31 protein-coding genes are annotated in these 22,508 nt (G+C 52.4%); 10 read left to right on the top strand and 21 right to left on the bottom strand.

Annotation, left to right across the window (positions count from 1 at the left end; genetic code table 11):
• Positions 1-29: 29 nt before the first annotated feature.
• The 14 genes from rcsA to fliF form a co-directional block, all read right to left on the bottom strand.
• Positions 30-665 carry a transcriptional regulator RcsA gene (rcsA, locus tag AC1MDE_RS06855; RefSeq protein ID WP_058959884.1) on the bottom strand — a complete coding sequence of 212 codons (636 nt, stop codon included), beginning with the start codon at positions 663-665 and terminating at the stop codon, positions 30-32.
• Positions 666-1,294: 629 nt separating this feature from the next.
• Entirely contained in the window at positions 1,295-2,083 is a 789-nt protein-coding gene (fliR, locus tag AC1MDE_RS06850; protein ID WP_058959883.1) for a flagellar biosynthetic protein FliR, read from the bottom strand.
• Complete coding sequence (gene fliQ, locus AC1MDE_RS06845) at positions 2,083-2,352, bottom strand: flagellar biosynthesis protein FliQ (protein ID WP_034824451.1); 270 nt, start codon at positions 2,350-2,352, stop codon at positions 2,083-2,085. The genes fliR and fliQ overlap by 1 nt, the downstream gene beginning before the upstream one ends.
• Positions 2,353-2,429: 77 nt before the next feature.
• Positions 2,430-3,161, bottom strand: a complete 732-nt coding sequence (fliP, locus tag AC1MDE_RS06840; protein ID WP_034825234.1) for a flagellar type III secretion system pore protein FliP — start codon at positions 3,159-3,161, stop codon at positions 2,430-2,432.
• Positions 3,161-3,556: a flagellar biosynthetic protein FliO gene (gene fliO, locus AC1MDE_RS06835; protein WP_034824448.1), complete on the bottom strand. Its 396-nt coding sequence runs from the start codon at positions 3,554-3,556 to the stop codon at positions 3,161-3,163. Before fliO ends, fliP begins: the two co-directional genes overlap by 1 nt.
• A gap of 2 nt (positions 3,557-3,558) precedes the next feature.
• Positions 3,559-3,966, bottom strand: coding sequence for a flagellar motor switch protein FliN (gene fliN / locus AC1MDE_RS06830; RefSeq protein ID WP_034824445.1), 408 nt, complete (start codon positions 3,964-3,966; stop codon positions 3,559-3,561).
• On the bottom strand, positions 3,959-4,966 hold the full coding sequence (gene fliM, locus AC1MDE_RS06825; RefSeq protein ID WP_034824442.1) for a flagellar motor switch protein FliM: 1,008 nt from the start codon (positions 4,964-4,966) through the stop codon (positions 3,959-3,961). The genes fliN and fliM overlap by 8 nt, the downstream gene beginning before the upstream one ends.
• A gap of 4 nt (positions 4,967-4,970) precedes the next feature.
• Positions 4,971-5,456 (bottom strand): flagellar basal body-associated protein FliL, encoded by a 486-nt coding sequence (gene fliL, locus AC1MDE_RS06820; protein WP_034824439.1) that lies wholly within the window; start codon positions 5,454-5,456, stop codon positions 4,971-4,973.
• Between the two features lie 130 nt (positions 5,457-5,586).
• Positions 5,587-6,870, bottom strand: coding sequence for a flagellar hook-length control protein FliK (locus AC1MDE_RS06815; protein ID WP_058959882.1), 1,284 nt, complete (start codon positions 6,868-6,870; stop codon positions 5,587-5,589).
• Positions 6,867-7,310 carry a flagellar export protein FliJ gene (gene fliJ / locus AC1MDE_RS06810; protein WP_038646338.1) on the bottom strand — a complete coding sequence of 148 codons (444 nt, stop codon included), beginning with the start codon at positions 7,308-7,310 and terminating at the stop codon, positions 6,867-6,869. The genes AC1MDE_RS06815 and fliJ overlap by 4 nt, the downstream gene beginning before the upstream one ends.
• Before the next feature lie 23 nt (positions 7,311-7,333).
• Positions 7,334-8,698, bottom strand: a complete 1,365-nt coding sequence (gene fliI / locus AC1MDE_RS06805) for a flagellar protein export ATPase FliI (protein ID WP_045815130.1) — start codon at positions 8,696-8,698, stop codon at positions 7,334-7,336.
• Positions 8,698-9,399, bottom strand: coding sequence for a flagellar assembly protein FliH (fliH, locus tag AC1MDE_RS06800; RefSeq protein WP_034824427.1), 702 nt, complete (start codon positions 9,397-9,399; stop codon positions 8,698-8,700). The genes fliI and fliH overlap by 1 nt, the downstream gene beginning before the upstream one ends.
• The gene (fliG, locus tag AC1MDE_RS06795) at positions 9,392-10,384 is read right to left on the bottom strand and encodes a flagellar motor switch protein FliG (protein ID WP_058959881.1); all 993 of its coding nucleotides are present in this window, start codon (positions 10,382-10,384) and stop codon (positions 9,392-9,394) included. Before fliG ends, fliH begins: the two co-directional genes overlap by 8 nt.
• Positions 10,381-12,117 (bottom strand): flagellar basal-body MS-ring/collar protein FliF, encoded by a 1,737-nt coding sequence (gene fliF / locus AC1MDE_RS06790; RefSeq protein ID WP_058959880.1) that lies wholly within the window; start codon positions 12,115-12,117, stop codon positions 10,381-10,383. Before fliF ends, fliG begins: the two co-directional genes overlap by 4 nt.
• A 235-nt stretch (positions 12,118-12,352) precedes the next feature.
• On the opposite strand from fliF, the gene fliE reads away from it, so the two are divergent.
• The 3 genes from fliE (at position 12,353) to AC1MDE_RS06775 (ending at position 13,893) form a co-directional block, all read left to right on the top strand.
• Positions 12,353-12,664 carry a flagellar hook-basal body complex protein FliE gene (gene fliE / locus AC1MDE_RS06785; protein WP_034824419.1) on the top strand — a complete coding sequence of 104 codons (312 nt, stop codon included), beginning with the start codon at positions 12,353-12,355 and terminating at the stop codon, positions 12,662-12,664.
• Positions 12,665-12,773: 109 nt separating this feature from the next.
• The gene (locus AC1MDE_RS06780) at positions 12,774-13,481 is read left to right on the top strand and encodes a YnfC family lipoprotein (RefSeq protein ID WP_058959879.1); all 708 of its coding nucleotides are present in this window, start codon (positions 12,774-12,776) and stop codon (positions 13,479-13,481) included.
• A 229-nt stretch (positions 13,482-13,710) separates the two neighbouring features.
• Complete coding sequence (locus tag AC1MDE_RS06775; RefSeq protein WP_045815127.1) at positions 13,711-13,893, top strand: hypothetical protein; 183 nt, start codon at positions 13,711-13,713, stop codon at positions 13,891-13,893.
• 51 nt (positions 13,894-13,944) lie between these two features.
• Here AC1MDE_RS06775 and AC1MDE_RS06770 read toward each other — a convergent pair whose 3' ends face one another.
• Positions 13,945-15,156 (bottom strand): diguanylate phosphodiesterase, encoded by a 1,212-nt coding sequence (locus tag AC1MDE_RS06770; protein ID WP_058959878.1) that lies wholly within the window; start codon positions 15,154-15,156, stop codon positions 13,945-13,947.
• A 247-nt stretch (positions 15,157-15,403) separates the two neighbouring features.
• On the opposite strand from AC1MDE_RS06770, the gene AC1MDE_RS06765 reads away from it, so the two are divergent.
• Positions 15,404-15,652 carry a hypothetical protein gene (locus AC1MDE_RS06765; protein WP_038646357.1) on the top strand — a complete coding sequence of 83 codons (249 nt, stop codon included), beginning with the start codon at positions 15,404-15,406 and terminating at the stop codon, positions 15,650-15,652.
• Positions 15,653-15,709: 57 nt separating this feature from the next.
• Here the strand turns inward: AC1MDE_RS06765 and AC1MDE_RS06760 are convergent, their stop codons facing one another.
• On the bottom strand, positions 15,710-16,357 hold the full coding sequence (locus AC1MDE_RS06760) for a helix-turn-helix domain-containing protein (RefSeq protein ID WP_058959877.1): 648 nt from the start codon (positions 16,355-16,357) through the stop codon (positions 15,710-15,712).
• A 144-nt stretch (positions 16,358-16,501) separates the two neighbouring features.
• Between AC1MDE_RS06760 and AC1MDE_RS06755 the strand changes: the two genes are divergently transcribed.
• From AC1MDE_RS06755 to AC1MDE_RS06740, 4 genes are all read left to right on the top strand, one after another.
• Positions 16,502-16,891: a hypothetical protein gene (locus AC1MDE_RS06755; RefSeq protein ID WP_034824400.1), complete on the top strand. Its 390-nt coding sequence runs from the start codon at positions 16,502-16,504 to the stop codon at positions 16,889-16,891.
• On the top strand, positions 16,872-17,201 hold the full coding sequence (locus AC1MDE_RS06750; protein ID WP_034824398.1) for a hypothetical protein: 330 nt from the start codon (positions 16,872-16,874) through the stop codon (positions 17,199-17,201). Before AC1MDE_RS06755 ends, AC1MDE_RS06750 begins: the two co-directional genes overlap by 20 nt.
• An 82-nt stretch (positions 17,202-17,283) precedes the next feature.
• Complete coding sequence (locus tag AC1MDE_RS06745; protein ID WP_153012276.1) at positions 17,284-17,805, top strand: RodZ family helix-turn-helix domain-containing protein; 522 nt, start codon at positions 17,284-17,286, stop codon at positions 17,803-17,805.
• Positions 17,806-17,932: 127 nt separating this feature from the next.
• On the top strand, positions 17,933-18,199 hold the full coding sequence (locus tag AC1MDE_RS06740; RefSeq protein ID WP_034824391.1) for a hypothetical protein: 267 nt from the start codon (positions 17,933-17,935) through the stop codon (positions 18,197-18,199).
• A gap of 19 nt (positions 18,200-18,218) precedes the next feature.
• Here AC1MDE_RS06740 and AC1MDE_RS06735 read toward each other — a convergent pair whose 3' ends face one another.
• On the bottom strand, positions 18,219-18,458 hold the full coding sequence (locus AC1MDE_RS06735) for a DinI-like family protein (protein WP_160832792.1): 240 nt from the start codon (positions 18,456-18,458) through the stop codon (positions 18,219-18,221).
• Positions 18,459-18,629: 171 nt separating this feature from the next.
• Here AC1MDE_RS06735 and iraP point away from each other — a divergent pair, with 171 nt between their 5' ends.
• Entirely contained in the window at positions 18,630-18,923 is a 294-nt protein-coding gene (iraP, locus tag AC1MDE_RS06730; protein ID WP_058959875.1) for an anti-adapter protein IraP, read from the top strand.
• Between the two features lie 194 nt (positions 18,924-19,117).
• Here the strand turns inward: iraP and AC1MDE_RS06725 are convergent, their stop codons facing one another.
• The gene (locus AC1MDE_RS06725; protein ID WP_034824381.1) at positions 19,118-19,441 is read right to left on the bottom strand and encodes a DUF6388 family protein; all 324 of its coding nucleotides are present in this window, start codon (positions 19,439-19,441) and stop codon (positions 19,118-19,120) included.
• Between the two features lie 148 nt (positions 19,442-19,589).
• Here AC1MDE_RS06725 and yedD point away from each other — a divergent pair, with 148 nt between their 5' ends.
• A complete protein-coding gene (yedD, locus tag AC1MDE_RS06720) occupies positions 19,590-20,057 on the top strand; it encodes a lipoprotein YedD (protein WP_058959874.1) in 468 nt (155 codons plus the stop codon).
• Positions 20,058-20,129: 72 nt separating this feature from the next.
• On the opposite strand, the gene fliT is transcribed toward yedD, so the two are convergent.
• Genes fliT through fliD form a run of 3 tightly spaced genes read right to left on the bottom strand, consistent with a single transcriptional unit; the run spans position 20,130 to position 22,330 of the window.
• Positions 20,130-20,483, bottom strand: a complete 354-nt coding sequence (gene fliT / locus AC1MDE_RS06715) for a flagella biosynthesis regulatory protein FliT (RefSeq protein ID WP_058959873.1) — start codon at positions 20,481-20,483, stop codon at positions 20,130-20,132.
• On the bottom strand, positions 20,483-20,890 hold the full coding sequence (fliS, locus tag AC1MDE_RS06710; RefSeq protein ID WP_038646375.1) for a flagellar export chaperone FliS: 408 nt from the start codon (positions 20,888-20,890) through the stop codon (positions 20,483-20,485). The genes fliT and fliS overlap by 1 nt, the downstream gene beginning before the upstream one ends.
• A 9-nt stretch (positions 20,891-20,899) precedes the next feature.
• Positions 20,900-22,330 (bottom strand): flagellar filament capping protein FliD, encoded by a 1,431-nt coding sequence (fliD, locus tag AC1MDE_RS06705; RefSeq protein ID WP_058959872.1) that lies wholly within the window; start codon positions 22,328-22,330, stop codon positions 20,900-20,902.
• Positions 22,331-22,508 lie beyond the last annotated feature (178 nt).

Here is a 22,508-nt window from a genome sequence, read left to right as displayed (position 1 = left end):
CTATTTACTCAAACTGTTTACATGCAGGACTATCGCACGTTGACATAAATACCGGAGGTCACATTATCGGTCAGTCGCACCACATGATAAATAACCTGTTTATTATGTGTCTTAATTTTGCGTTTTATATTACCTTTGTGTGACGATACCGTTTTGGCTTTAATTTGCATCTTGTCTGAAATTTGAATGGTGTCATGTCCTGACATCCACATTTTCAGCATATTTGATTCAGTCTGACTTAATGTCAGTGGGTGAATGTCCAGGCCTGCTGAAATACGCGGGGTAGCGCTGAGTTTCTTTTGCAGGTAAGTACCGAGCAGTGAATCCAGAGTCGAGGTTTTCACCGATTTTGACGTAATAATCAGGTTCTTACGAACGTAGAGGTATTCCTCAAAATGGATGTTCGAGATCGCCATAAAGATAAAAAATAGCGTATCTGGATGCTGCATAATAATGGCACGAATACGATCGCTGGAATCGGATTCATGAATGAAGCATTCTTCGTTAATAAATACGACACCAGGCTTTAACTGTTCACATCTTTGTTGCAGTTGTTCAATATCAGAGACCGGAGTAATATTTTTCTTTTTAACTCCTTTGGCCGACATATAGTCTGATAATCCCAGGCGTGTGTAGTTACATGAATCCATAATAATCGTTGGCATTATAGCGACCCTCACCAATTTGTTATCCGTTTAAATCAACGATGAATACGCGTTTGCGGTACGAGAGAGATTTCCAAAGACACTTTTTTATTCTGCTCGGCAGACTGGCGAATGATATCCGTGCGCCATCATGACTCTATCCCTGAACCCTTCTGCGAAGTTTGTTGTGTTACTTCCACGTCACTCTAGTCCCCGCGATAGTGGGAATCGCCGGGAGTTTGCATTAAGTGTGTAATTCGCTCTGTTTTTGAGAGCCCTGTCACTATCGCGCAAGTCACAGACAAATCTGATAGGACAATTCTTAAAAACATTTGAATCGCGAAAGTGTGACGTTTCAGCGAGTGTTGACAATGCCGGAAAAAAGGGATTTAGACAAGAAAAATCGCTGTAATATTTTTTTTGTTTAAAAACAGCCCTTTGAGCATTTATTCAACCAATTCTCAAGGTTTATCACCTTAGGAATCGTCTGACTAAAATACGCGAAGCGCCGTTTAATAAGAATAATTTTCACCTGAAATGCGCATTTATCAGAATAACCTCAGTTGATTTCTGAGAAATATGGTTCGAAAAATGCACAGATTGATTTTGAATACTTAACTATCGCATAAGAACTTCTACAGAATCGTTAATTAGCGTGCGTGGGAGAGTTCTGAGACAAACTGCGCGAGTAAATCAAAGACTTCGCCGAAGAGATGTTCGCAGAAGGGGGCGAGCAGTGGCATCATCATACCCAGGCTGAGGATCCCCACCGTTAAGGTAATCGGAAAGCCAATCGCGAAAACCGACAGTTGTGGTGAAACACGGTTTAACAAACCTAGTGCCATGTTTAGCGTGAGCAATAAAACTATTAAGGGCAGCGCTAACATCATCCCATTAAGGAAAATTAACCCGGCGGACTTCACCAGCGCCATAAAAGCATTGGCGTTGAGGGGTTGATCATTAATCGGCAGGGTATGAAAACTGTCCACCAGCAGCGAAATCAGCCACAAGTGTCCGTTGAAGGTCAGAAACAGCAGCATGGCCAGCATATCGAGAAAACGCGCCAGCACGGGCATGTTAAGGCGGCTGCCAGGATCAAAGAAGGTGGCAAAGGATAAGCCCATCTGTAATCCAACGACTTCACCGGCCATACGCACCGCGGCAAACGCCAGTTGCATGGTCAGGCCAATCCCCACACCAATCAGTAATTGCTGTAACAGGATCCAAAAACCGGCGGGGGTAAATAACGTGACTTCTACCGGAGGCAACACGGGAATGACGATCCAGGTCGTCAATACCGCGAGGCCCACTTTCACGCGCTTGGGAATGGATTTCTCACTCAGCACCGGCGCACTGGCAAAGAGTGCCAGCAAACGTACCATCGGCCAGAAAAATTGCGCGACCCAATGGACCAGCTGGCTGCTATCGAGGTTAATCATCAGCCGATGATATAAGGTAAGTTGGTCAACAGATTACGCATGTAATCCAGTATCAGGTTCAGCATCCACGGGCCAGCAATCACCGCGGTGGCGGCAACGGCAAGGATCTTAGGAATAAAGGAGAGTGTCTGTTCGTTGACCTGCGTGGCCGCCTGTAACAGGCTGATGATCAGACCGCTGACCAGTGCCGCCAGCAACAGCGGGGCGGCGAGCATCAGGGCAATTCGCATTGCTTCCTGGCCGATGACCATAACCGATTCGGGTGTCATGCTGCGCTCCTGGCGTTATATGTTGCGGCCTTCAGGCCGACCGGATTGAGAGTTGCCATCGACTTCCAGGTGTGCCGCTAGGAGTAGAAACTTTGTGCCAGTGAACCCACCAGCAGCTGCCAGCCATCCACCAACACAAACAACATCAGCTTGAATGGCAGAGAAATGGTCGCCGGCGGCACCATCATCATCCCCAGCGCCATCAACACGCTGGCAACCACCAGGTCGATGATCAGGAACGGGATGAACACAGTAAAACCAATCTGGAAAGCAGTTTTCAGTTCACTGGTGACGTAAGCCGGCAGCAAAATGCGCATCGGTACGGCTTCCGGACCTTGAATCGGCGCGGTGTTGGCAAGACGAGCAAACAGCGCTAAATCGGCTTCACGTGTCTGACGCAGCATAAATTCACGCAGCGGTTGAGCGCCTTTGTCGATCGCTACGTCCATGCTGATTTTGTCCTGACTGAACGGCAAATAGGCGTCGCTATAAATCTTGTCGAAGGTCGGCGCCATAATAAAGAAGGTTAAAAACAGCGCAAGGCCAAGCAAAACCTGATTGGGGGGGGCAGAAGGCGTGCCTAAGGCGTTACGCAGCAAGCCAAAAACAATGATGATGCGCGTAAAACTGGTCATCATCAGCAAAATGGCCGGAATAAAGGTCAGCGAGGTGATAAACACCAACGTCTGCACCGGCAGTGACCAGCTCTGGCCGCCATTTGCCAGTGGCTGGCTGACCAGTCCTGGCAATTGCGCATGCGCAACCGGTGCCAGCAACAGCAGCGGCAAGAGGGGAAGCAATCGACGCATCATTGGGGTTTTCCGGGACGTTTAACCAGATTCTGGAACAGCTGACGAAAATCCTGCGGCGCCACGGTTTTGTTCACCAGCTCTTCAGGTGGCAGCGGCGGCAGCGAATGCAGATGGGTAATTTGCTGGGCGGTGACGCCCAGCACTAAACGCGCATCGGCGGTGTCAACAATCACCACCCGCTCCTGACGACCCACCTGCACGCTGGCGCTAATTTTCAGCGCCTGGGTGTTGACGGTTTTGGGCGCAAAGCCAAGGCGTTTTGCCAGCCAGCCACAGGCCAGAATCAGCAGAACAATCACTGCCAGCACGCTGCTGACTTGCCCAATCACCGAACCGGTAGAGACCACCGGCTGGCTATGAACAGGCTGGCCAATTTGCGCGTTCTTTAACATGCTTAACGGCTCAGACGACGCATACGTTCAGATGGCGTAATAATGTCGGTGATACGCACGCCATATTTGTCGTTCACGACGACGACTTCGCCCTGCGCAATCAGGTAACCATTGATCAAGATATCCAGTGGTTCACCGGCCAGGCCATCCAGCGCCACCACGGAACCCTGCGTCAGGCGCAGCAGCTCTTTGATGGTCATCTTGGTGCGACCCAGTTCCACGGTGAGTTTGACCGGGATATCCATAATCAGATCAATGTCTTGCAGCGAGCCACTGGCACCGTTGCTTTCAAACGATTTGAAAACGTTCTCGGTTGGATCAGGCGTGCTGGTGGTTGCCTGCTCGTTCATTGCCTCAGCCCACAGGTCGTCCGCAGAAATATCATCGGACGGTTTTTTGCTGTCACTCATCGGGCTGTTCCTCGTTCAGCGAATTCAAAATCGGGTTAATCAGGTGTTCAACACGCAGCGCGTACTGGCCATTCATGGTGCCATATTGGCTGGTCAGTACCGGTACGCCATCGACGTGAGCAATGATGCGGTCCGGCTTCTCAATGGGCAGGACGTCACCAGGTTTCAGTTGCAAAATACGTGACAGGCGCATGGATGTTTCCGCGAAGTGGGCAATCAGCTCCAGCTCCGAGTGCTGCACCTGTTTCACCAGATTGTCGCGCCAGTGCGTATCTTCCTGACGGGAGTTTTCCAGTGGTGGATTGACCAGCAGCTCGCGCAGCGGCTCAATCATTGAAAACGGAATACAGATATTAAATTCACCCACCAGGTTACCAATCTCGACCTGGAACGGGGTGTTGACCACGATATCGTTCGGCGAAGTGGTGATGTTGGTAAATTTCACCTGCATTTCCGAACGGACGTACTCAACATCCAGCGGGTAAATCGCTTTCCAGGCATCGCTGTAACCATCCAGTGCCAGCTTCAGCATGCGACGGATGACGCGTTGCTCGGTATGGGTAAATTCACGGCCTTCCACTTTGGTCGGGAAACGGCCATCACCACCAAACAGGTTATCTACGGCGATAAACACCAGACTCGGTGAAAATACCACCAGCGCAGTACCGCGCAGTGGTTTCAGGTGGATCAGGTTCAGGTTGGTTGGCACCGGTAAATTGCGGGCAAACTCATGGTAAGGCTGAATCTTGATCGCACCGACACTGATATCCGGGCTACGGCGCAGCAGGTTAAACAGCGCCATACGAAAATGACGGGCAAAACGCTCGTTAATGATCTCCAGCGCCTGCAGACGCTCGCGCACCACGCGACGCTGAGTATTAGGATCATAGGGACGGATATCGCCATCGGTCCCTTTGGAACTGTTCTCTACTTCCGCGCTGTCACTGTCTCCATTAAGCAGCGCGTCAATCTCAGCCTGGGAGAGAATGCTATCGCCCATTAAATCACCTCAAAATGAAGGCGGTAAACAGCACGTCACTGACCACCTGTGGCGGTTGCGTTTTTACCAGCGGTGGCGCCAATGCCTGTTTGATCTGCTCAACCAGGGCCTGCTTACCTTGTTCTGTGGCAAGCTGAGCGGCACTTTGACGCGAGAGCAGCAGCAGTAAACGGCTGCGCACCTCAGGCAGGTAATCATTCAACCGACGACGGGTATCCTCATCCGGCAGACGCAGGGTAAAGCCTACGTACAACACACGGTCGGGATCGTTGTCAGGATTGACCAGGTTAACCGTAAACGTATCCATTGCAAAAAATACAGGGGCGGCCGGTGGCTCTACTTTCGCCGCTTCCGGTTTGTCATCCCCGTGTTTATTCATCATTCGCCAGACTGCATAGCCTGCCACGCTGCAAGCGGCCAGCGTTACAATCAGTAACACCGGTATTAGTAGTGAACGTTTGCGGCCTTTAGCTTTCGCGTTATCAGACATGTTTGCAGTTACTTCCTGTGAATTATGGGCAAGCCTCTCGGCTCGCCTGGACAGATTATCCCGCGTCTTAAGTCAAACAATGGGAAGAAAAGACGCGGGTTTTACGCTTACCTTCAGCGTTTAGCCGCTGTCAGGCAAAGATATCGACAGCGCCGTTACCTGTCGCGCGCGCCTGAAGGGCTGCCGGGACGGCAATAGGCGTTATCTCGTTTTCACTGTCCTGGGAGAGGGTAAAGCTGCCGTGCTGGCCATCACGACGTCCTTCCTGCTGGCCCTGATAATTCTGGCTTTGTGCGAAGGCGTCGCTGCTGACATTACTCTGTCCCAGGTTGATACCGCTCTCCGCCAGCGCTGTACGCAGCTGAGGGAGAGCCGCTTCCAGCGCGGCCCTCACTTGGCTGTGGCTGGAAACCATACTTAACTGCGCCTGATCCTTGTCGAGGGTCAGGTTGATCTGGATAGCACCCAAATCTTCGGGATGTAAGCGCAATTCGGCATTTTGCTGACCGTTGCGACTAAACATCACGATTTGCTGGCTTAACGCCTGCTGCCACTCATTGCTGCCGAGTTGGGCATTCAGCATCGGCGTCGACGGAGTGGTGCTGGTCGTCGCCGTGCTGTTGGTCAGTGTGCTACTGCTGCTGACCGGGGCGCTGGTTAATGCTGTTACCGTGTCGCTCTGAGTATTACGATGTTCTTCCGGTTTGCTGAGCGTGCTCAGCACCTGCTTAAAGCTTTCATCCAGTGACAGTGCGCTGTTACTGTTACTGCTGCTGGCCGTGGTGCTGGCGGCAGCGGCACTGCTACTGGCTGTCGTTGTACTGACATCACGGCTGACACCGCTCAGCACATCGCTGGATTTCTTATGAGGCGTACTGTCGGATTGTGCCTCTTGTTCATCTTTCACGGCGTTCTGCAGTGTTCGGCTTAACAATGATCCGTTTAGCGTAGTCTCTGCATCGGCAGAGGTTTTATCCGTGCTGACGCTGACGGCGCTCTGACTGTTTCGCGCTTCAACCGCAACCGGTAACATCGCGAACAGTGCCTGAACATTCTGTAAGTCGCTGGCACTTAACGAACTTGCTTCAGACTTGTCTTTATCATCGGCTGATTTCAGCGTGGCTTTAGTGTTTTCCGGTTGTAAAAGTGCGTTTAACGCCTCTGGTTTGTCCAGTGCCTGCAATAACGCGCTTAATGACGCTTTTGTGACGCCTTTTTCATCGACTTCTGCTGTCAGATCAGTCGATTGCGTGTTAACACCTTGTTGCTGAGCCAGCGTCAGTAAGCGGTTACCCAGTTCAGTGATAAATCCCTGTGGCAGCGCATCTGTACCCAGTAAATTGTCCGATGCTACAGCACTGTCTGCATCGCTGACTTTAGAGGTTTGCGTAACCATAGTTGGCAGCGTAATCATTCGCCTCTCCTCATAGCGGCCCGTTGGGCAAATTCATCCATCCGTTTCTGATCGAGACGGTTTTCTTGTCGTAATGCGTTTTCGGCAGCGCGAGTGATCAGTGTTTGATACGCATTCAATCGCTTATGCTTTTCTTGCCAGCTGCTCAGCGCCTGATCCAGACGTTGATTCCACTGATTCAGCTGTTGCCGATGCTGTTCAATGGCTTTCTCCAGCGTCTGGATAAACTGGTGGTAATTGGTCCAGCGCAGGCTGGAAATACCGCCTGACATATCGGTGTTGAGCTTATTGCGGTACTCATCCTGATAGTCGAGCAGCATGGTGAGCTGCTCATCCGCCTGCTTTACGCCACGGCGCATGTCACCTAAATGAATCACGGCCTGTTCCAAATCCTGCTCCGCCATATCGCGCAGCTTATCGATTGCACTGGCAGTTTTCATGGCTTACCTCGCTTGGGCTCGCGCTAGCCGAACATGGCCTGCAGGTGCAGACTGGCGTCGTCATAGTCGCTGCGTTCGAAAATACCCTGTTGCAGGAAGGCTTCCATCTCCGGGTAAAGCTTGATGGCTTTATCGAGCATCGGATCGCTTCCAGCGGCATACGCGCCTACACTCACCAGATCGCGGTTGCGCTGGAAACTGGAGAGCAGTTGTTTAAACTGACGCACCCGCGCGTAGTGGGTGTCATCAATTAACGCGGTCATCGCACGGCTGATTGAGGCTTCAATATCAATCGCCGGATAGTGACCGGCTTCGGCCAGACGGCGCGACAATACAATGTGACCATCAAGAATGGCGCGCGCCGAGTCGGCAATCGGGTCTTGCTGATCGTCACCTTCGGTAAGCACGGTATAGAAAGCCGTAATCGAACCGCCGCCGTGGGTGCCGTTACCGGCGCGTTCCACCAGGGCGGGGAGCTTCGCGAACACGGAAGGCGGATAACCTTTGGTGGCCGGTGGCTCGCCAATCGCCAGGGCGATCTCACGCTGCGCCATGGCGTAGCGGGTGAGGGAGTCCATGATCAGCAGCACGTGCTGGCCACGATCGCGAAAATCTTCCGCGATGCGTGTGGCATACGCGGCACCCTGCATACGCAGCAGCGGCGAAACGTCAGCCGGTGCGGCGATCACCACCGAGCGCGCACGGCCTTCTGCGCCGAGGATGTTCTCAATGAATTCTTTGACTTCACGGCCACGTTCACCGATCAGGCCAACCACGATCACATCGGCTTTGGTATAACGCGCCATCATGCCAAGCAACACCGACTTACCGACGCCGGAACCCGCAAACAGGCCCATACGCTGACCGCGCCCGACAGTCAGCAAGGCGTTGATCGCCCGTACGCCGGTATCCAGTACATCGTGGATTGGCGTACGTTGCAGTGGGTTAAACGGGGCGGTGATCAAGGGCGCACGATAGCCGGTGTCCGGGGCAGGTAAACCATCCAGCGGTTTGCCTGCGCCATCCAGCACGCGGCCGAGCAGTTCTGGCCCAAGCAACAGCTGTTTACCGCCTTGTGCGTTGTCACCGCTAAAACGGGCATAAACGCGCGCACCCGGCAAAATGCCGTCCACTTCTTCCAGCGGCATCATCAACAGTTTCTGACCGTTGAAACCCACCACTTCACTTTCCACTTCAGTGATGTTGTTACCGTCGTGACGTTCGATGATGCAGGTCGCACCGAGCGGCAGTTGCAGCCCGGTGGCCTCCAGTACTAAACCGGTAGCACGGGTCAGACGGCCATAGCGGCGCACGGTTTGCACCTGCGAAATACGATCCTCGAAGGCATCGAGTGCGCCAAGCCAGCGGGAAAGACGCGACGAGGTCATTACAAGGTCCCCGGTGCGGCCAGACGGCACAGTTCCTGCCAGCGGGTTGCCACGCTGGCATCGAGATCACCATCTTCGGCGCTGAGTTTACAGCCGCCGGGATGCAGTGAATTATCCGCGAGCAGTTTCCAGCCGTGCAGATCCAGCGTCGGGCCCAGTGTCTGCTCAATACGCTGTAAATCATCAGGATGCACACGCAGCTGCGGTTTGCCGCTGAACATGGGTTCTTGTTGAATCAGTTGCTGAATCTGGCGCAGCAGGGCGGTGCCATCCACTTGTGTGGCCTGGCCAATGACCGTGCGCGCCGCTTCCAGCGCCAGCTGCATCAGACGAGAGGCAATGACGCTATCCAGCGCTTCCAGCGTATGGTGGAACTCGGTCACCAGCTGCTGCATACGCGCCTGTAAGGGCGCCTGCTGCTGCTGGGCATCGGCTAGCCCTTGCTGAAAACCGGCGTCGTAGCCGTTCTGCTGCGATTCGGCAAAGCCCTTTTGATAGCCTTCGCTATAGCCTTGCGTCTGTGCATCTTTGCGCATCTGCTGTTGCATGCGCTCCAGCATCTGCTGTTGCTCAGCTTCGGCACTCATTTCGACATCCACAGCCGGCTCTTCCTGCGGCAGTTCTTCCGCCACTTTGAAGGTGCTGCCTAAATCATCAGGCTGCCAGCGCTGCCACGCACGGGCGGAAAAGGCATCAGACATAAGTTTCCTCGCCACCACCAATTACCATTTCGCCGGATTCTGCCAGGCGACGGACCACCAGCAGGATCGCTTTCTGTTCGTTCTCCACGGCCGACATACGCACCGGACCACGGTTGGCCAGATCGTCGCGCAGGATATCGGCTGCACGCGCTGACATGTTCTTGAGGAACTTCTCGCGCAGCGGCTGTTCGGCACCTTTCAGGGCGATTAGCAACTGCTCGGACTCCACTTCCTGCAGCAGGCGCTGGATGCTGCGATCGTCCACTTCCACCAGGTTTTCGAACAGGAACATCTCGTCGATGATCTTCTGTGCCAGCTCGCCGTCGAAGTCGCGTACCGCTTCGATAACCGCTTCTTCCTGCTGCGTTTTCATCAGGTTGATAATTTCGGCTGCGGTTCTCACGCCACCCATCTTCGCACGCTTGAGGTTGGTGCCATCCAGCAGACCGTTCAGGACTTCGGTCAGTTCTGCCAGCGCCGCTGGCTGTACACCGCCGAAGGTGGCGATACGCAGCATCACGTCGTGACGCAGGCGTTCGTCGAACAGCGCCAGAATATCTGCAGCCTGGCCACGTTTGAGGTGCACCAGGATGGTGGCGATAATCTGCGGATGCTCGTCGCGGATAAGATCGGCCGCTGCCTGAGGTTCCATAAAATTGAGTGTTTCCATGCCGCTGGTGGTCTCGTTCTTCTCGAGAATATCTTCCAGCAGGCTTGAAGCACGCTCCTCGCCCAGCGCTTTGATCAGCACTGAACGCAGGTAGTCATTGGAGTTGAGGCTGAGCGCAGCAAACTGCTCGGCATCTGCTTCAAACTCGCGCAGCACTTCGGTCAGTTGCTTATGCGACACCTGGCGCATCCCCGCCATCGCGGCGCTCAGGTGCTGCACTTCACGCTGGTTGAGGTGTTTGAATACCTCGGCCGCACGTTCTTCGCCAATGGTCATCATCAGAATGGCGCTTTTTTCAGTACCGGTCAGACTCATAGTTCTTTACTCATCCATTCGCGGATAACCAGCGCCACAACGCGCGGATCGTTTTCAGACATATCGCGGATGCGCTGGCTCATCACCTCGGCGCTCATGCGGTTATTGGATTTACGCTCCTGATCCAGCTCGTCTTTACTGAGCTGCACGTTATAAGCTTCCTCAGATTCCAGCGCTTCCGCACGGGCTGCCGCCGCTTCTGCTGCCGCTTGCTCCTGCGCTTTCTTACGCAGCAGCTGCGGACGAACCAGTTTGCGATACAGGATGAAGGCAACCAGCGCCACCAGCAACCAGCGACCACCGCTCATCAACATGTCGAAGAAGGCTTGCGACTGCCAGAACGGCAGGTCACCGCCAGACGGCTCAGTCATGTTGAACTGCGAGTTCACCACGTTGACGCTGTCGCCACGATTCTGCGAGTAGCCCATCGCTTCACGGGTCAGATCTTCAATCTGTTTGATCTGCTGATCGTTCAGTGCAACGGCTTTGCCTTTGCCGTCATCACGGTAGTTCACCACCACGGCCACCGACAGACGCTGCACATCGCCCACATTGACCTTGGTGTGGCGAATGGTGCGGTCCAGTTCGTAGTTCACGGTGTCGTTACGGCTTGAGCTGCTCGGGCCGCTGCTTTGCTGCGTGCTGGTGGTGGTGCCGTTGTTGTTCGCCGCGTTGTTCTGGCCATTCGCATTCTGGCCGTTGGCATTTTGGCCGTTAGCATTTTGCTGCTGCGGATTGGTAACCGGCGCAGTATTCGCAGGGGCAGGTTGATTCGACAACGCACCCGGCACGCCACCTGGGTACGGGCTGCCATTCTGCTGGTTGGTATTGGTCTGACGCGAGCGAATCGCCGTGCTGTTTGGATCGGCGTTCGGTTTGTACTTCTCGTCGGTTTGTTCGCTGCGGTCAAAGTTGATCTGCGCTGTCACCTGCGCATGCACATTGCCCTGGCCAACGATCGGATTCAGGATGGCTTCGATACGCTGCTGATAACGCGCTTCCACTTCAGACGCATACTTCAGCTGTGCATCATTCAGGTCACGACCTTCGCTGTCAGAACGAGTCAGCAGACGACCGGCCTGATCCACCACGGTCACGTTGCCAGGCGGCAGACCGGCGACGCTGCTCGACACCATATGCTGAATGGCCTGAATCTGGCCTTCATCGAGTGCGCGACCCGGTTGCAGGTTCAATGTCACGGAGGCCGAAGGCGCTTTCTGCTCACGCACGAACAGCGTAGGTTTTGGCATCGCCAGATGCACGCGCGCGCTCTTGACCGGGCCGAGCGTTTCAATGGTGCGGGCCAGCTCACCTTCCAGCGCACGCTGGTAGTTGATCTGCTCGCTGAACTGGCTGATGCCGAACTTCTCTTTGTCCATCAGCTCAAAGCCAACAGAGCCACCTTTCGGCAGCCCCTGTTGCGCCAGGCGCAGACGCAGTTCATGTACCTTATCGGCAGGCACCATTAAGGCACCGCCGTTTTCGGCGAACTGGTAAGGAATGTTCATTTGCGTTAGCTGGGTAACAATCGCGCCGCCATCCTCATCGGAGAGGTTGTTATAAAGGACGCGATAGTCAGGGGCTTTAGCCCACAGCACCAATGCAAAAACCACTGCGATAGCGGCAGCGGCAGCAACAATGATTGGAATTCGCGGATTGGCGCGCAGGCGAGCCAGAAGGTCATTGAAACCTTTCTTTGCGGTATCTTGTGTGGCGGCTGCACTCGCATTCATGACCGATTCCTGCCTGACATAATTGACCGGGTTAGTTGTGGTGACAAAACAGACTCCCTGAAGCAACGTCTTAAATGAAATTCCAATCTTATGGCTGGCATTATTGATGAATCGGGTCACTTCGATGGCTGGATAAGCTAGGTTTTTTACGTTTATTTAGCGCCTTTGTCCTATTGACAGTGTGTTAACTTTTGCAGCGTGAAAATTTAAACCCTTCTTTAATGAGGTACAGGCAATGTCGATTCAGGCAATTGATGGTGTGTTGCAGCAGCTGCAGTTAACGTCGTTACAGGCCAGCGGCAAGCAGGCCGAGTCAACCAATCAGGTAGATTTTGGTGCCACCATGAAAGCAGCACTGGATAAGATCAGCGACACGCAAACCGCGGCGCGCACCCAGGCACAGGATTTTGAAATGGGCAAACCGGGCATCCAGTTAAACGATGTGATGGTCGATCTGCAGAAATCCTCCATTTCCATGCAAATGGGGATTCAGGTGCGTAACAAACTGGTATCGGCGTACACCGATATCATGAACATGCAGGTGTAGTGGCTGCAAACATTGTTGTGGTGTCAGGCGGGAAAGCATTTATCTTTTTCAGTAACAGCGGCATGATGCTGGCCTGACACACCGCGTATATCGAGAAGAGGATTCTCACGTGAAGCCCACCCTGCTGCTGCTGATGGCAACGATCATGCTATCCGGCTGTGATAATAAAAATGCGGACTTTGCACCGCAGATGAAAAATTACGCTTACCTCTATCAGTTCGAAGCCATTCCCGGCAAAGTCAAAAGCACGCATCAGCGCCTGTTTAGCGCCGACGACACGCCAATCTTTGATGTCGATATCGCGTTCGATGGGCAAGGCTGTATTGCCCATGTGAAATCCATTGATAAAGCCGGAGATATCACCGAAGTGACGCGGGAAGGCGATAAACTGACTGGCACAGAAAACGGTCAGGATGTGGTCGTCACGCTGAATAAGCAGTGCGCGGTAATAAAAAAAGTCACTCCCAGCATGACGGTGGATATTGGCTATAACGATCAGGGTTGGGTTGATCAAATCTCCTCTCCCGCCTCCGATGTTAAATTCCATCTGACCTACAATAACGTCGGTGATATGACGCTGTTGAGTATTAAGAAGGGCGATGAGGAAGTGTCACGCGCCAGTGCCAAACATGATACGGACGCAAAAAAGATATCCGATGTGGTGACGACGGTGCAAAGAAACGAGCAAAGCAAGACGGTTACCACGCAATGCCAGTATAAGAATGATGTTCCTTTCCGCTGTGATACCGTGACCACTGATGCCGAAGGGCAAGTCACGGATAAGCAGTACGGCACCATTGATGTCACCTATTATTGATGCTTGAGTAAGCCGCGAATGCGGCTTTTTTTATGCCGTTAATATCGGCGCCGATAAGCGAAGCGCTAAATAAAACAATCACTTACTGATCAATTGCGCGCTCGATATGCTAAAGTGTGGGCCTTAGGTAAGCATTCGTCAGAGCAGGGAACTCGGTGTGCAACATGCGCATCACGCGAGGCGTTGAGGAGTGTTGAGTAAGGGTTGCAGCGACAAGAAGCGTGTAAGAATGAAAGAAGGTTATTACTGGGTTAGAGATAAAGATAACCCACCAGAAGTCTGGCGATATATAAAGCAATTTGGCTGGTACCGTCCCTGCGTTGCCGTGCCCATCACCTTAAGTTCTTTTAAGTTGATGAACTACCAGGTCATCAGCGATCGATTATTACCACCGGGTTACTTCCCGCTTTAAATGCTAAAACCGCCGGTTAAAGGCGGTTTTTTTATTCTCTCTAACCGTTCGCTATTTGATTTCCGGCCAGGCGATAGCCGGGAAACCATTTAACTGCGGACGCGCGAACAGATACCCCTGGAACTGGCTAATGCCTGCCGCTTCCAGCCACATCCACTCCTCGGCTTTCTCCACGCCCTCTGCAATCACCGCAATCTCCAGCGAGTTACAGCACTTAATGATGGCATGCAAAATGGCCTGTTTAGGACCGCTTTTGTGCACATCGCTAATCAGCTCACGATCAATCTTAATTTTGTCCGGCTGAAATCTTGATAACAGTGACAGGCCAGCAAAGCCCGCGCCAAAATCATCCAGGGCCAGACTGATACCCGCCGATTTCAGTTTGCGCACCTGTGCCGCAAACTCATCGGTGCGCGAGATGATCTCATTTTCTGTGACTTCAACAATCACCTGCTCGGGGACCAAACCATTGGCTTCAATCTGCGTCAGCAGAAACTCCACCGCATCAGGAACCGTGACCAGGGACATTGGCAGAAGGTTAATGGAGGTACTGTGTTCGCCAATACCTAATTTTTTCGCCAGTTCGAACGCCAGTTTTTTAGACTGAATATCCGCATGATAAACAGCCTCGCCACCGAAGGCCGAAAAGTATTCGCCTGGCGAACCGCCATTCGGGGTACGGATTAACGCCTCATACGATGCCACGCGGCGTGCAAACGGATCGATAATCGGCTGAAAGGCGAAGTGGCACTCTTTCAGTGACTCAATGACTTCATTCTGAAGGGTACGAGATGGCTCATCCGCAATAAATTCCCATGTGCTGGCTGCGGGGATTTCAAAATAGTTCTCTTTATCACGAGCGATAACAAAGGTGCGCAGGAACTGCAACGCGCGATCATCGTAGGTCAGTTGATAGCGCGAGGTGCCTTTGTCTAACACGGCTTGCAGCACCATGGATTTATCATGCTCGCGTAAATCAAACAGCTCCATACCCACTTTGCCAAAGCGGCGAGCGGGGGCAAAGTCATGCATCAACTCCACCAGATTGTGGTGGCGGGCGTCCAGGCAAATGCGATCATAAATACCCTGCACAGCGTCACGGGGCCCTTCAAGTAACTGGAAGAAGTGCAGTCCATCAAAAAGCAGAATGCCTGTGACATCGTGCGAGCTGTTTTTGTTATTCGCTTTGGTCACCATGTCTTCAAGTGTTTTGATAGGAACATGGTCATGGAGGTGACTGCGATAAATGATGGTGGTAAGCATAGCGATTGTCCGGACAGCTTATTATTGTGGGGCCTACAGTAGCAGGCCTGGGGCGGGGGCTGTCCACCAATATAGACTCGAATCGTAAACTATTTTCCAATTAATGAGTTAACCGAAACGGCTAGCGAAACGGCGTCAAATCGAATTGTTAATTAATTGCACCGGGGGAGTATTTACGATAAATAATTTCGATTGAATGGATAAATAAAAAGCGTATCTTGACCCTCGTTAACCAGAGGTGAGCATAATGTTACGCGACTATTTAAAGATTGATGATAGCGACCGTTTAGTTGAACAGAGCGTATTAAGACTCAACAACCGCGGTCAGGAAGATGTCACTGAATGGCATATTGTTAGCGTAGACGGCAAGCAAAAAGGCAGCGTGACGCTGTTCGATAAGCTCTGCAACCGCCGCTCATATTGTGTTAACTATCGCATTACGCAGAAGGATGTGCACGGGAGGGTTGTCGTCGATCACTTGACCGACGTTTTGTAATAATTGCCGTAGTTTTGCTGGTTTTGACCCGCTCATAGGCGGGTTTTTTGCATTCTCTTATCTGGCGCGATAGCGGCGCATTTCCATCATAGTTCCGATTAATTCAATCTTTTTCTCCGCCGATGTCTGCGCGGGGAAGTCATCATTTAACGGCCGCAACGAGAAAATTTGTTCGTCGTGCTGCTCGGCCATCAAACGATAAATGCGCACCTGTGCAACACCATTGATGAGCGCCAGCACCGCATCACCCGGTTGTGGATTAACGGCAGGATCGAATATCAGTGTATCGCCGGGTCGGTAGTCAGGTTGCATGGCGGCATCCTCAAGGGTGATAGCCAACGCCGATTCACTCAGTCTGCTATCGCTGTAGAGAAAGCGGGTCGCCTGCTGCTGAATCAATAAGCGTTGCTCCTGCATCCACGCAGCAGCTTGCGCCAGAGTGATCAACGGCAGAGCACTGACATCACTGACGTTAAGCGGGGCGGTAAACACCTCGCCCTCGCCATCAATTATCCAAGCTGCCGTACATTGCAGCAGTTCTGCCAGCCGCAACAGGTTCTCGCCGCGCGGGACCGTCTCATCTTTTTCCCATTGTGAAACAGCGACATGTGACACGCCAATGCCACTTGCCACCACTAACTGCGTGAGCTTTAGCGCTTTACGACGGCTGCGAATGCGTTCACCTGCAGATTCTTTTTTCATCATCTTGACAACTCCGCTGGGTTTTACTTAAGTATACTTAAATTTATTAATTAAAGTAAACTTAAATTCTGATGTTGGCCGCGCAACTGGCAAGGGCGGACAACATGTTTCTCGGGCGGATCCCTTGCCAGTGAAGAGAGGTGAGGCATGGAAAGTAGTTTGGTGACCAGCGTCGGTGCGCTACTTCTCGGTGGCGGTGCGGCAGCTGTGTTTTGGAAACCCTTAATGGCCGGCATCGCGGCCATCGTCACCAGCAATCGCGCCGGCGGCGAGATCATCACCAGCTATAAAGAGCAGGTGATGCTTCTCAAGGAGAGCCATGCGCTGATGCGCCAGGAGAACGATGACCTGCGTATTCGCCACGACAAAAACCTGCGGCGCATCTCTTCGCTGGAGACCGATCTACGGCTGATTAAGAACGCGTTGGGCATTCTGTTAGCCACCACGGAATCTGATCACAGCGATAAATTCCGCAGTCAGATCAATCAACTGATCACCACCTTAGAGGAGAGTCGCGATGGTGCAGATAAACAGTGAATTTTCAGTGCGCGGCCATCGGCGTCAGCTACTGCTGGGCGGTCTGCTGCTGATGCTGTCGCTGCTGTGTGTGGCGATGACCATTATGTTCGTGTTCGTGAATAACAGCGCCAATCGTCGGGTGGAGGATATCCGACAGCAGTACCGTGCGATTTCCGATCGGCGGGAAGCGCGGGTGGCGGAATTGACCAGCCAGTTAGTGACATTGCAGAAAAAACTCGATGGCTTGCCGGACCGCACCGCGAACAAGACAGCGGACAAAGTGAAGCAGGTTGTGGGGGAAGACGCGCCACCCGAATCGACGCATTAAGGAGGCCATGATGAGTATTACCGAGCGGATTGCAGCCAGCTTCGGCCGACTGCGGTCTTTATTAAGCAAGAAGGAGAAAATTATGAGCGACCAAACTGTAATCGAAAATAGTGCAGCAACTGCAACACCGGATGCCAGCACGCTGTCACCATTAGAGAGTTTTGCTAATGAGGTGGCGGTGCCGGGCAGTGCGACAGTGACCGATGCCTCAACGACAACCGTGGATAGTGCACCAGCACAGGATGTTTCAACTTCAGCTGTAAGTAGTGCACCCGTCCCTGCCTCCTCAACGCCAGCGGTGAATGCTGGCAGCGAGGCACAGCTTGGGGCGGACGCTGCGAGTGCAACGGATCTCACCCAGCAGTTGGCCACGCCCGATCCTCTGGCCAACGGTTCTGCCAGCGCTGGGCCGTCAACGGCTTCTACCGTCGGGATTCTCGCTGAGCAACCTGCCGTGGGAGTCATTGCGGATGCTGTCAGTCAGGACATCAATGCCAGCGTGAAGGACTTCACTCAGGCATTTAACTTTGTTGAAAATGGGGTTGAGAAGCTAGGTGCCGCGGCTAAGGATGAGCTGATCGCCCTGGCGCGCAAGTATCTGTAATGCTCAGGCGGCCTTCGGGTCGCCTTTTCATCTTCCGATTATTCTTAATGCGGTCTCGCTATTTTCTACTAACTTTAATGATTCAAACGTTATTTAAACGGGTTTAATTAGCGAAAAGGAAGATAGCATGAGTGATACAGAGGCAATCAAAACCAAAACTGACTACCTGCGTGATGTCACCTCCCAGTTAAAAGAGATGCGTCACTATGCGCAGACTAACACTGAGACGCTATCCAGCCACTGGTTGGCATTTGATGCAGGCGAGTACAAAGACAAAGAGTACGCAGGACGTTTTGACACGCTACTCAACAAGCAGGGACAGTTGTTAGATGATATCGAGCTGGCGATTCAGGATTTAGAGATCGCCATCAATCACAGCGAGCAAGAAAGCTAAGTTCCCCCGCGCTGGTGGCTTAATCGGCCACCAGCCACATGTCTGCTTCATCGAACATCTCTTCGACAATACGTGCCACCGTCGCTTTATCATTCTTACTCAGATCGGTATCAATGGCGTTTCGCTCCATTGGCTTGACGCGTACCTCGATCTCAGGAAATACGCGTTGCACGCGCTTCTCCAATTCCTGCAATATCATCTCACGTGCGCCTGGTAAACCGGCGACGTTGCGCTTATCGTAAATCAGCTCCACAAACATCAGGGCAGTCCATTCTTCAAAGAGGGTGCGTCATATTACTGTAAATAAAAACAGTGGCAAGGCTCGAAGCCCTATAGGTAAGAATATTTTTCTATCTGAGATACAGTTAGCGGGATTTGCACTGATACTCAACAGCGTTACAAAGCGAATTGGCTTTTTTAGGGGGTAAACATGCGTCAACTGGTGATCGATATTTTGTTGAAAATGGCAAAAATGGATACGGAAGCAAAAGAGTTGGTGGCGCAGGTTGAGGCACAGTCATTACTGATTGCGGCCTTATTGATTCAGGCGAAGCAGGATAATAACTTAACGATCAGCGACACCGTTCAGGATGCCATTTTGACCGCATCGCGTGCCGGGCAGCAATTTTTACAGTCAGATGTGGATCTGCTGCTGACGCACATCAATCGTCTATTGGCGGTGGCAAGTTATGTGGAAGTGAAAGGGATTGAGCGCGAGGGGTAAGCAAAAAAATACTACCTCTGGAGGGGAAATCCAGCAACTCCTCCAGAGGCGGCGCAATAGCACCTTCGTTCAAGGACAATCTACGACCGAAGCCGTCAGATACAAGTTATACAACTTATTCAGGATTGTACAACTTTTTCCTTGCCGATTTGTGTGGTTAGAGGTGTGTTTGAGATAATTTAGGGCCGCTGCGCTTAAAGTTCGTTCTTAATGCAAAACTCTTCCCACGTCATGCCGAGCGCTTCCGCATGGGATTTCAGGTAAGTTTCAATCGCTTCAGCAGCAACCGCTTTATCAGGCTCTGCCAGTTGAATGGAAAACAGCATGCCATCCAGCTTTTTCTGGCGTAAGAATGCGGCATAGATGCGCTCAGCGTGCCACTCGCGCAGTTGGCGCAGTGACAAGTTGGCCGCGCGCGCATCGCTCTCGGTCAGTTCATCCAGCGCGGCTTGAAAATCGGCGTGCGCGGCAAAAAACATCGTGCGAGCCTGGGCGTAATACTCTTCTGGGGTTTTCATGCGAATTTCCTGCTTATCGACTTGCGCGCTAGTGTAACGTGCGCGAAGTGTCTTGTCAGGCTCAGCCGGGTTTTCGCCGAGATTCCTTGCGTAACTTACGCGAAAAATTATAACGTAGCCGCCATTGAGGCGAGTGTAGGGACCAGGAATGAAAAAGTGGATGGTATTGGCCGCGCTGGGCTTGAGCGGATGTGCGCAAATCAGCAATTACGATGAAGCGGTAAAAACCCCGGCACCAGTGGAATTGCAAGGTAACTGGCAGACTGTCGGACCGCAGAGCAAGTTGATCAGTGGCCAGGCGATGGGCAGCCTGATCATCGGTGCAGAAGGCGACACGCTGGACTGCCGCCAGTGGCAGCGCGTAATTGCCAAGCCAGGCAAGTTAACCCGCCTGAGCGATGAGTGGGTCAACGTGACGCGTCAGGTGCGCGTGATGCCGCTGACGCTGGAGAACGGTGAACTGCGTTATGACGGCTTGCGCATGCGTAAGGTCGACCAACCCACTGTTGAGTGCCAGCAGGCGCTGAAAGAAGTGGCGAAGCGTCCGAAGGATGCGGTGATTCAGGATATTCAGCCGCAGATTATGGAGCCGGTGTCGGTCCCTGCGCAGAAGTGATTTTGTGAGCACAGTTCCAAATAAAAACGGGTGAGCATCAGCTCACCCGTTTTTCATTCAGCCCGCCGCAAATTAATTCTGTGGCAGATACACATTACCTTGCTTGCCGTAAGCACTCATGACCGACTTTTGCATTGTGGATTGACCAATCAACTGCGACAGTTCATCCATGCGCGCCTGTAGTAGACGTCTGACTTCACTCTCATTGTCCAGGATATGGCGCAGTACCGGACGCAGTTGTTCTTGCAAATAGTTGGACGGTGGCGAGGCCTCAGTCGAGCGGGCCAAAGTTTGCACCGCACTGACGTAATCCACTTCCTTTGTAATCAGGTCATCCCATTCGCCGTCTGCGGCCAGGCGCAGCATTCCATGGCTGAGATCGAGTAACTCTTGATAAACGGTGATCAGTTGCGGTGCGTTATTCATTAAACGGCGTCCTGAAGGTGTTGAGGTTGTGCGACTTCTTTCCAGGCATCCGCGATATTACGCAGAAGACCTTCTACTTCTTCGAGAGCTTCAACATCATTACGCAGATTCGCCTGAATCAAACGGCGAACCATATAAGCATAAAGACCTAACAGATTATCGGTGAGGTCATCGCCTGACTGCTCATCCAGACCCTGCTTCAGTCCACTTTCGATGATGTTAATCGCTTTGGAAATCGAATTACCTTTTCCCTGAATATTGCCATCCTGCATAAACAGGCGGGCACGGATCAGTGCACTGATCGCGCCGTCAAACAGCAGCGTAATCAGTTGCTGTTGGTTGGCGCTCATTACGGAGCTTTCCACACCAATTTTTGCATAGGCTTGGGTGCCATTTGCGCTGTACATGATTACTCCTTATGAAGATGAGCTGCTGGAGCTACTTGATGATTCAAACTGCTGCGTCAGGTAAGAACTGGTGCTGTTCAGCGAGCTCATGGTGACGTCCAGTTGGGTAAACTGTGCTTTATAACGCGCGATCATATTGTTGATGCGCGTGTTCATGTCGTTGTACTGCTCGGTCAAATTATTCAGTGTCTTGCTGACACCGTCTTTGGCCGACTGAATGCTGCCAGTTGAAGAGAGCCAACTAGTGAGATTGGTAGCCAGAGTAGTGGTGATACCGGTGGTTTTGCCATCACCAACAATCATCTCTTTAATACCGTCCGGATCTTTAGTCAGCTCGGTTGAGAGTTTGTCAGAATCCAGCGTAAGTTCACCCGTCGATGGATCGGATGTGATACCAATTTGCGCTAATGTTTTATACGTTGATGAACTGGAAGAGTTCGTCAACATGCTTTTAATTTGGGTCTGAATGCTGCGCAAAGTGCTGTCGCCTACCAGGGCTCCGTTGCTGGAGTCTTGCGTATCAGATCCCACATCCACTGCCGTGTATTTAGTCAGGGTATTGAACTGATCCAATAGCGTGTTATAGGCAGTGACGAAGTTCGAAATAGCCGTTGATGCTTTTGACGTATCCTGCGCGATGGTCAGCGTTTGGTTGCCGCTGGTCGTGTCACTCAAGTTTAGCGTAATGCCTTCGAGTGCATCGCTAATCGTGTTGGTGCTGCTGGTGATCGCTACGTTGTTCACCGTCAGTTCGGCATCCTGCGCCGCCACGCTCACATCCATCGGGTTATCGGCATCGGTCTTGGTCGAATCAAAACCTACGATATTGTTCAGGGTGTCATCACCCGTCACGCTAATCGATGAAACGGCATTGGCCTCACCCGTTTTGGAAGAGGTCAGCGACAAGCGGTAAGAACCGTCGGCCACTTTTATAATACTGGCGCTAACGCCAGCACTGGCACCGTTGATGGCATCACGCATGCCGGTCAGTGAAGTCTGATCGGTGGTCAGCGAGATATCTTTGCTGGTGCCATCAGTCAGCTTAATGGTCAGAGTGCGGCTGGTGGCAGAGCTGTCGCCCAATGCGGTGGTGTTGCTGGTTTGCACCGCAGAGGTGAGGGTCTGTGCCTGTGCCAGTTGCGTAACAGCCACGCTGTATTTGCCAGCAACCACGGTACCCGAGGTGGTGGCGCTGAAGGCGCTGCTGCTACTGGTGGCGGTGGTGGCAGAGAACAGGTCTGCACTGTTCAGCGCGGTGTTGGCGGTCTGGAAAGTCGTCAACGCACTGGAGAGCGTACCGTAGGCACTCAGCTTTGCGGTATAAGCGCTCTGCTGATTGGAGATCGGTGTTAAGGAGGCTTTTTCCGCAGTGGATAAGCTATCCAGGATACTACTTAAGTCGAGGCCTGAACCGACACCGAGGGTAGTGATACTAGCCATGTTGTTTCCTTTTCATGTCGACACGGAGAGTGAATACCGCGGTTATCGGCTTATCTGAGGCAAAGTTTAGATTTATTTACCAGCGAGTGATAAAGCGAATAAAGGCTATAGAGAAGGGTATTTCCGGCGCTAGAAAAATGATCAGGTTGCACTAAAGAAGTGCGGGCGCAGGGCGATA

This window comes from Pantoea folii (genome assembly GCF_056678875.1).
Note: the sequence above shows the minus strand (reverse complement) of the source record. Positions and strands in the feature narration are given on the sequence as shown.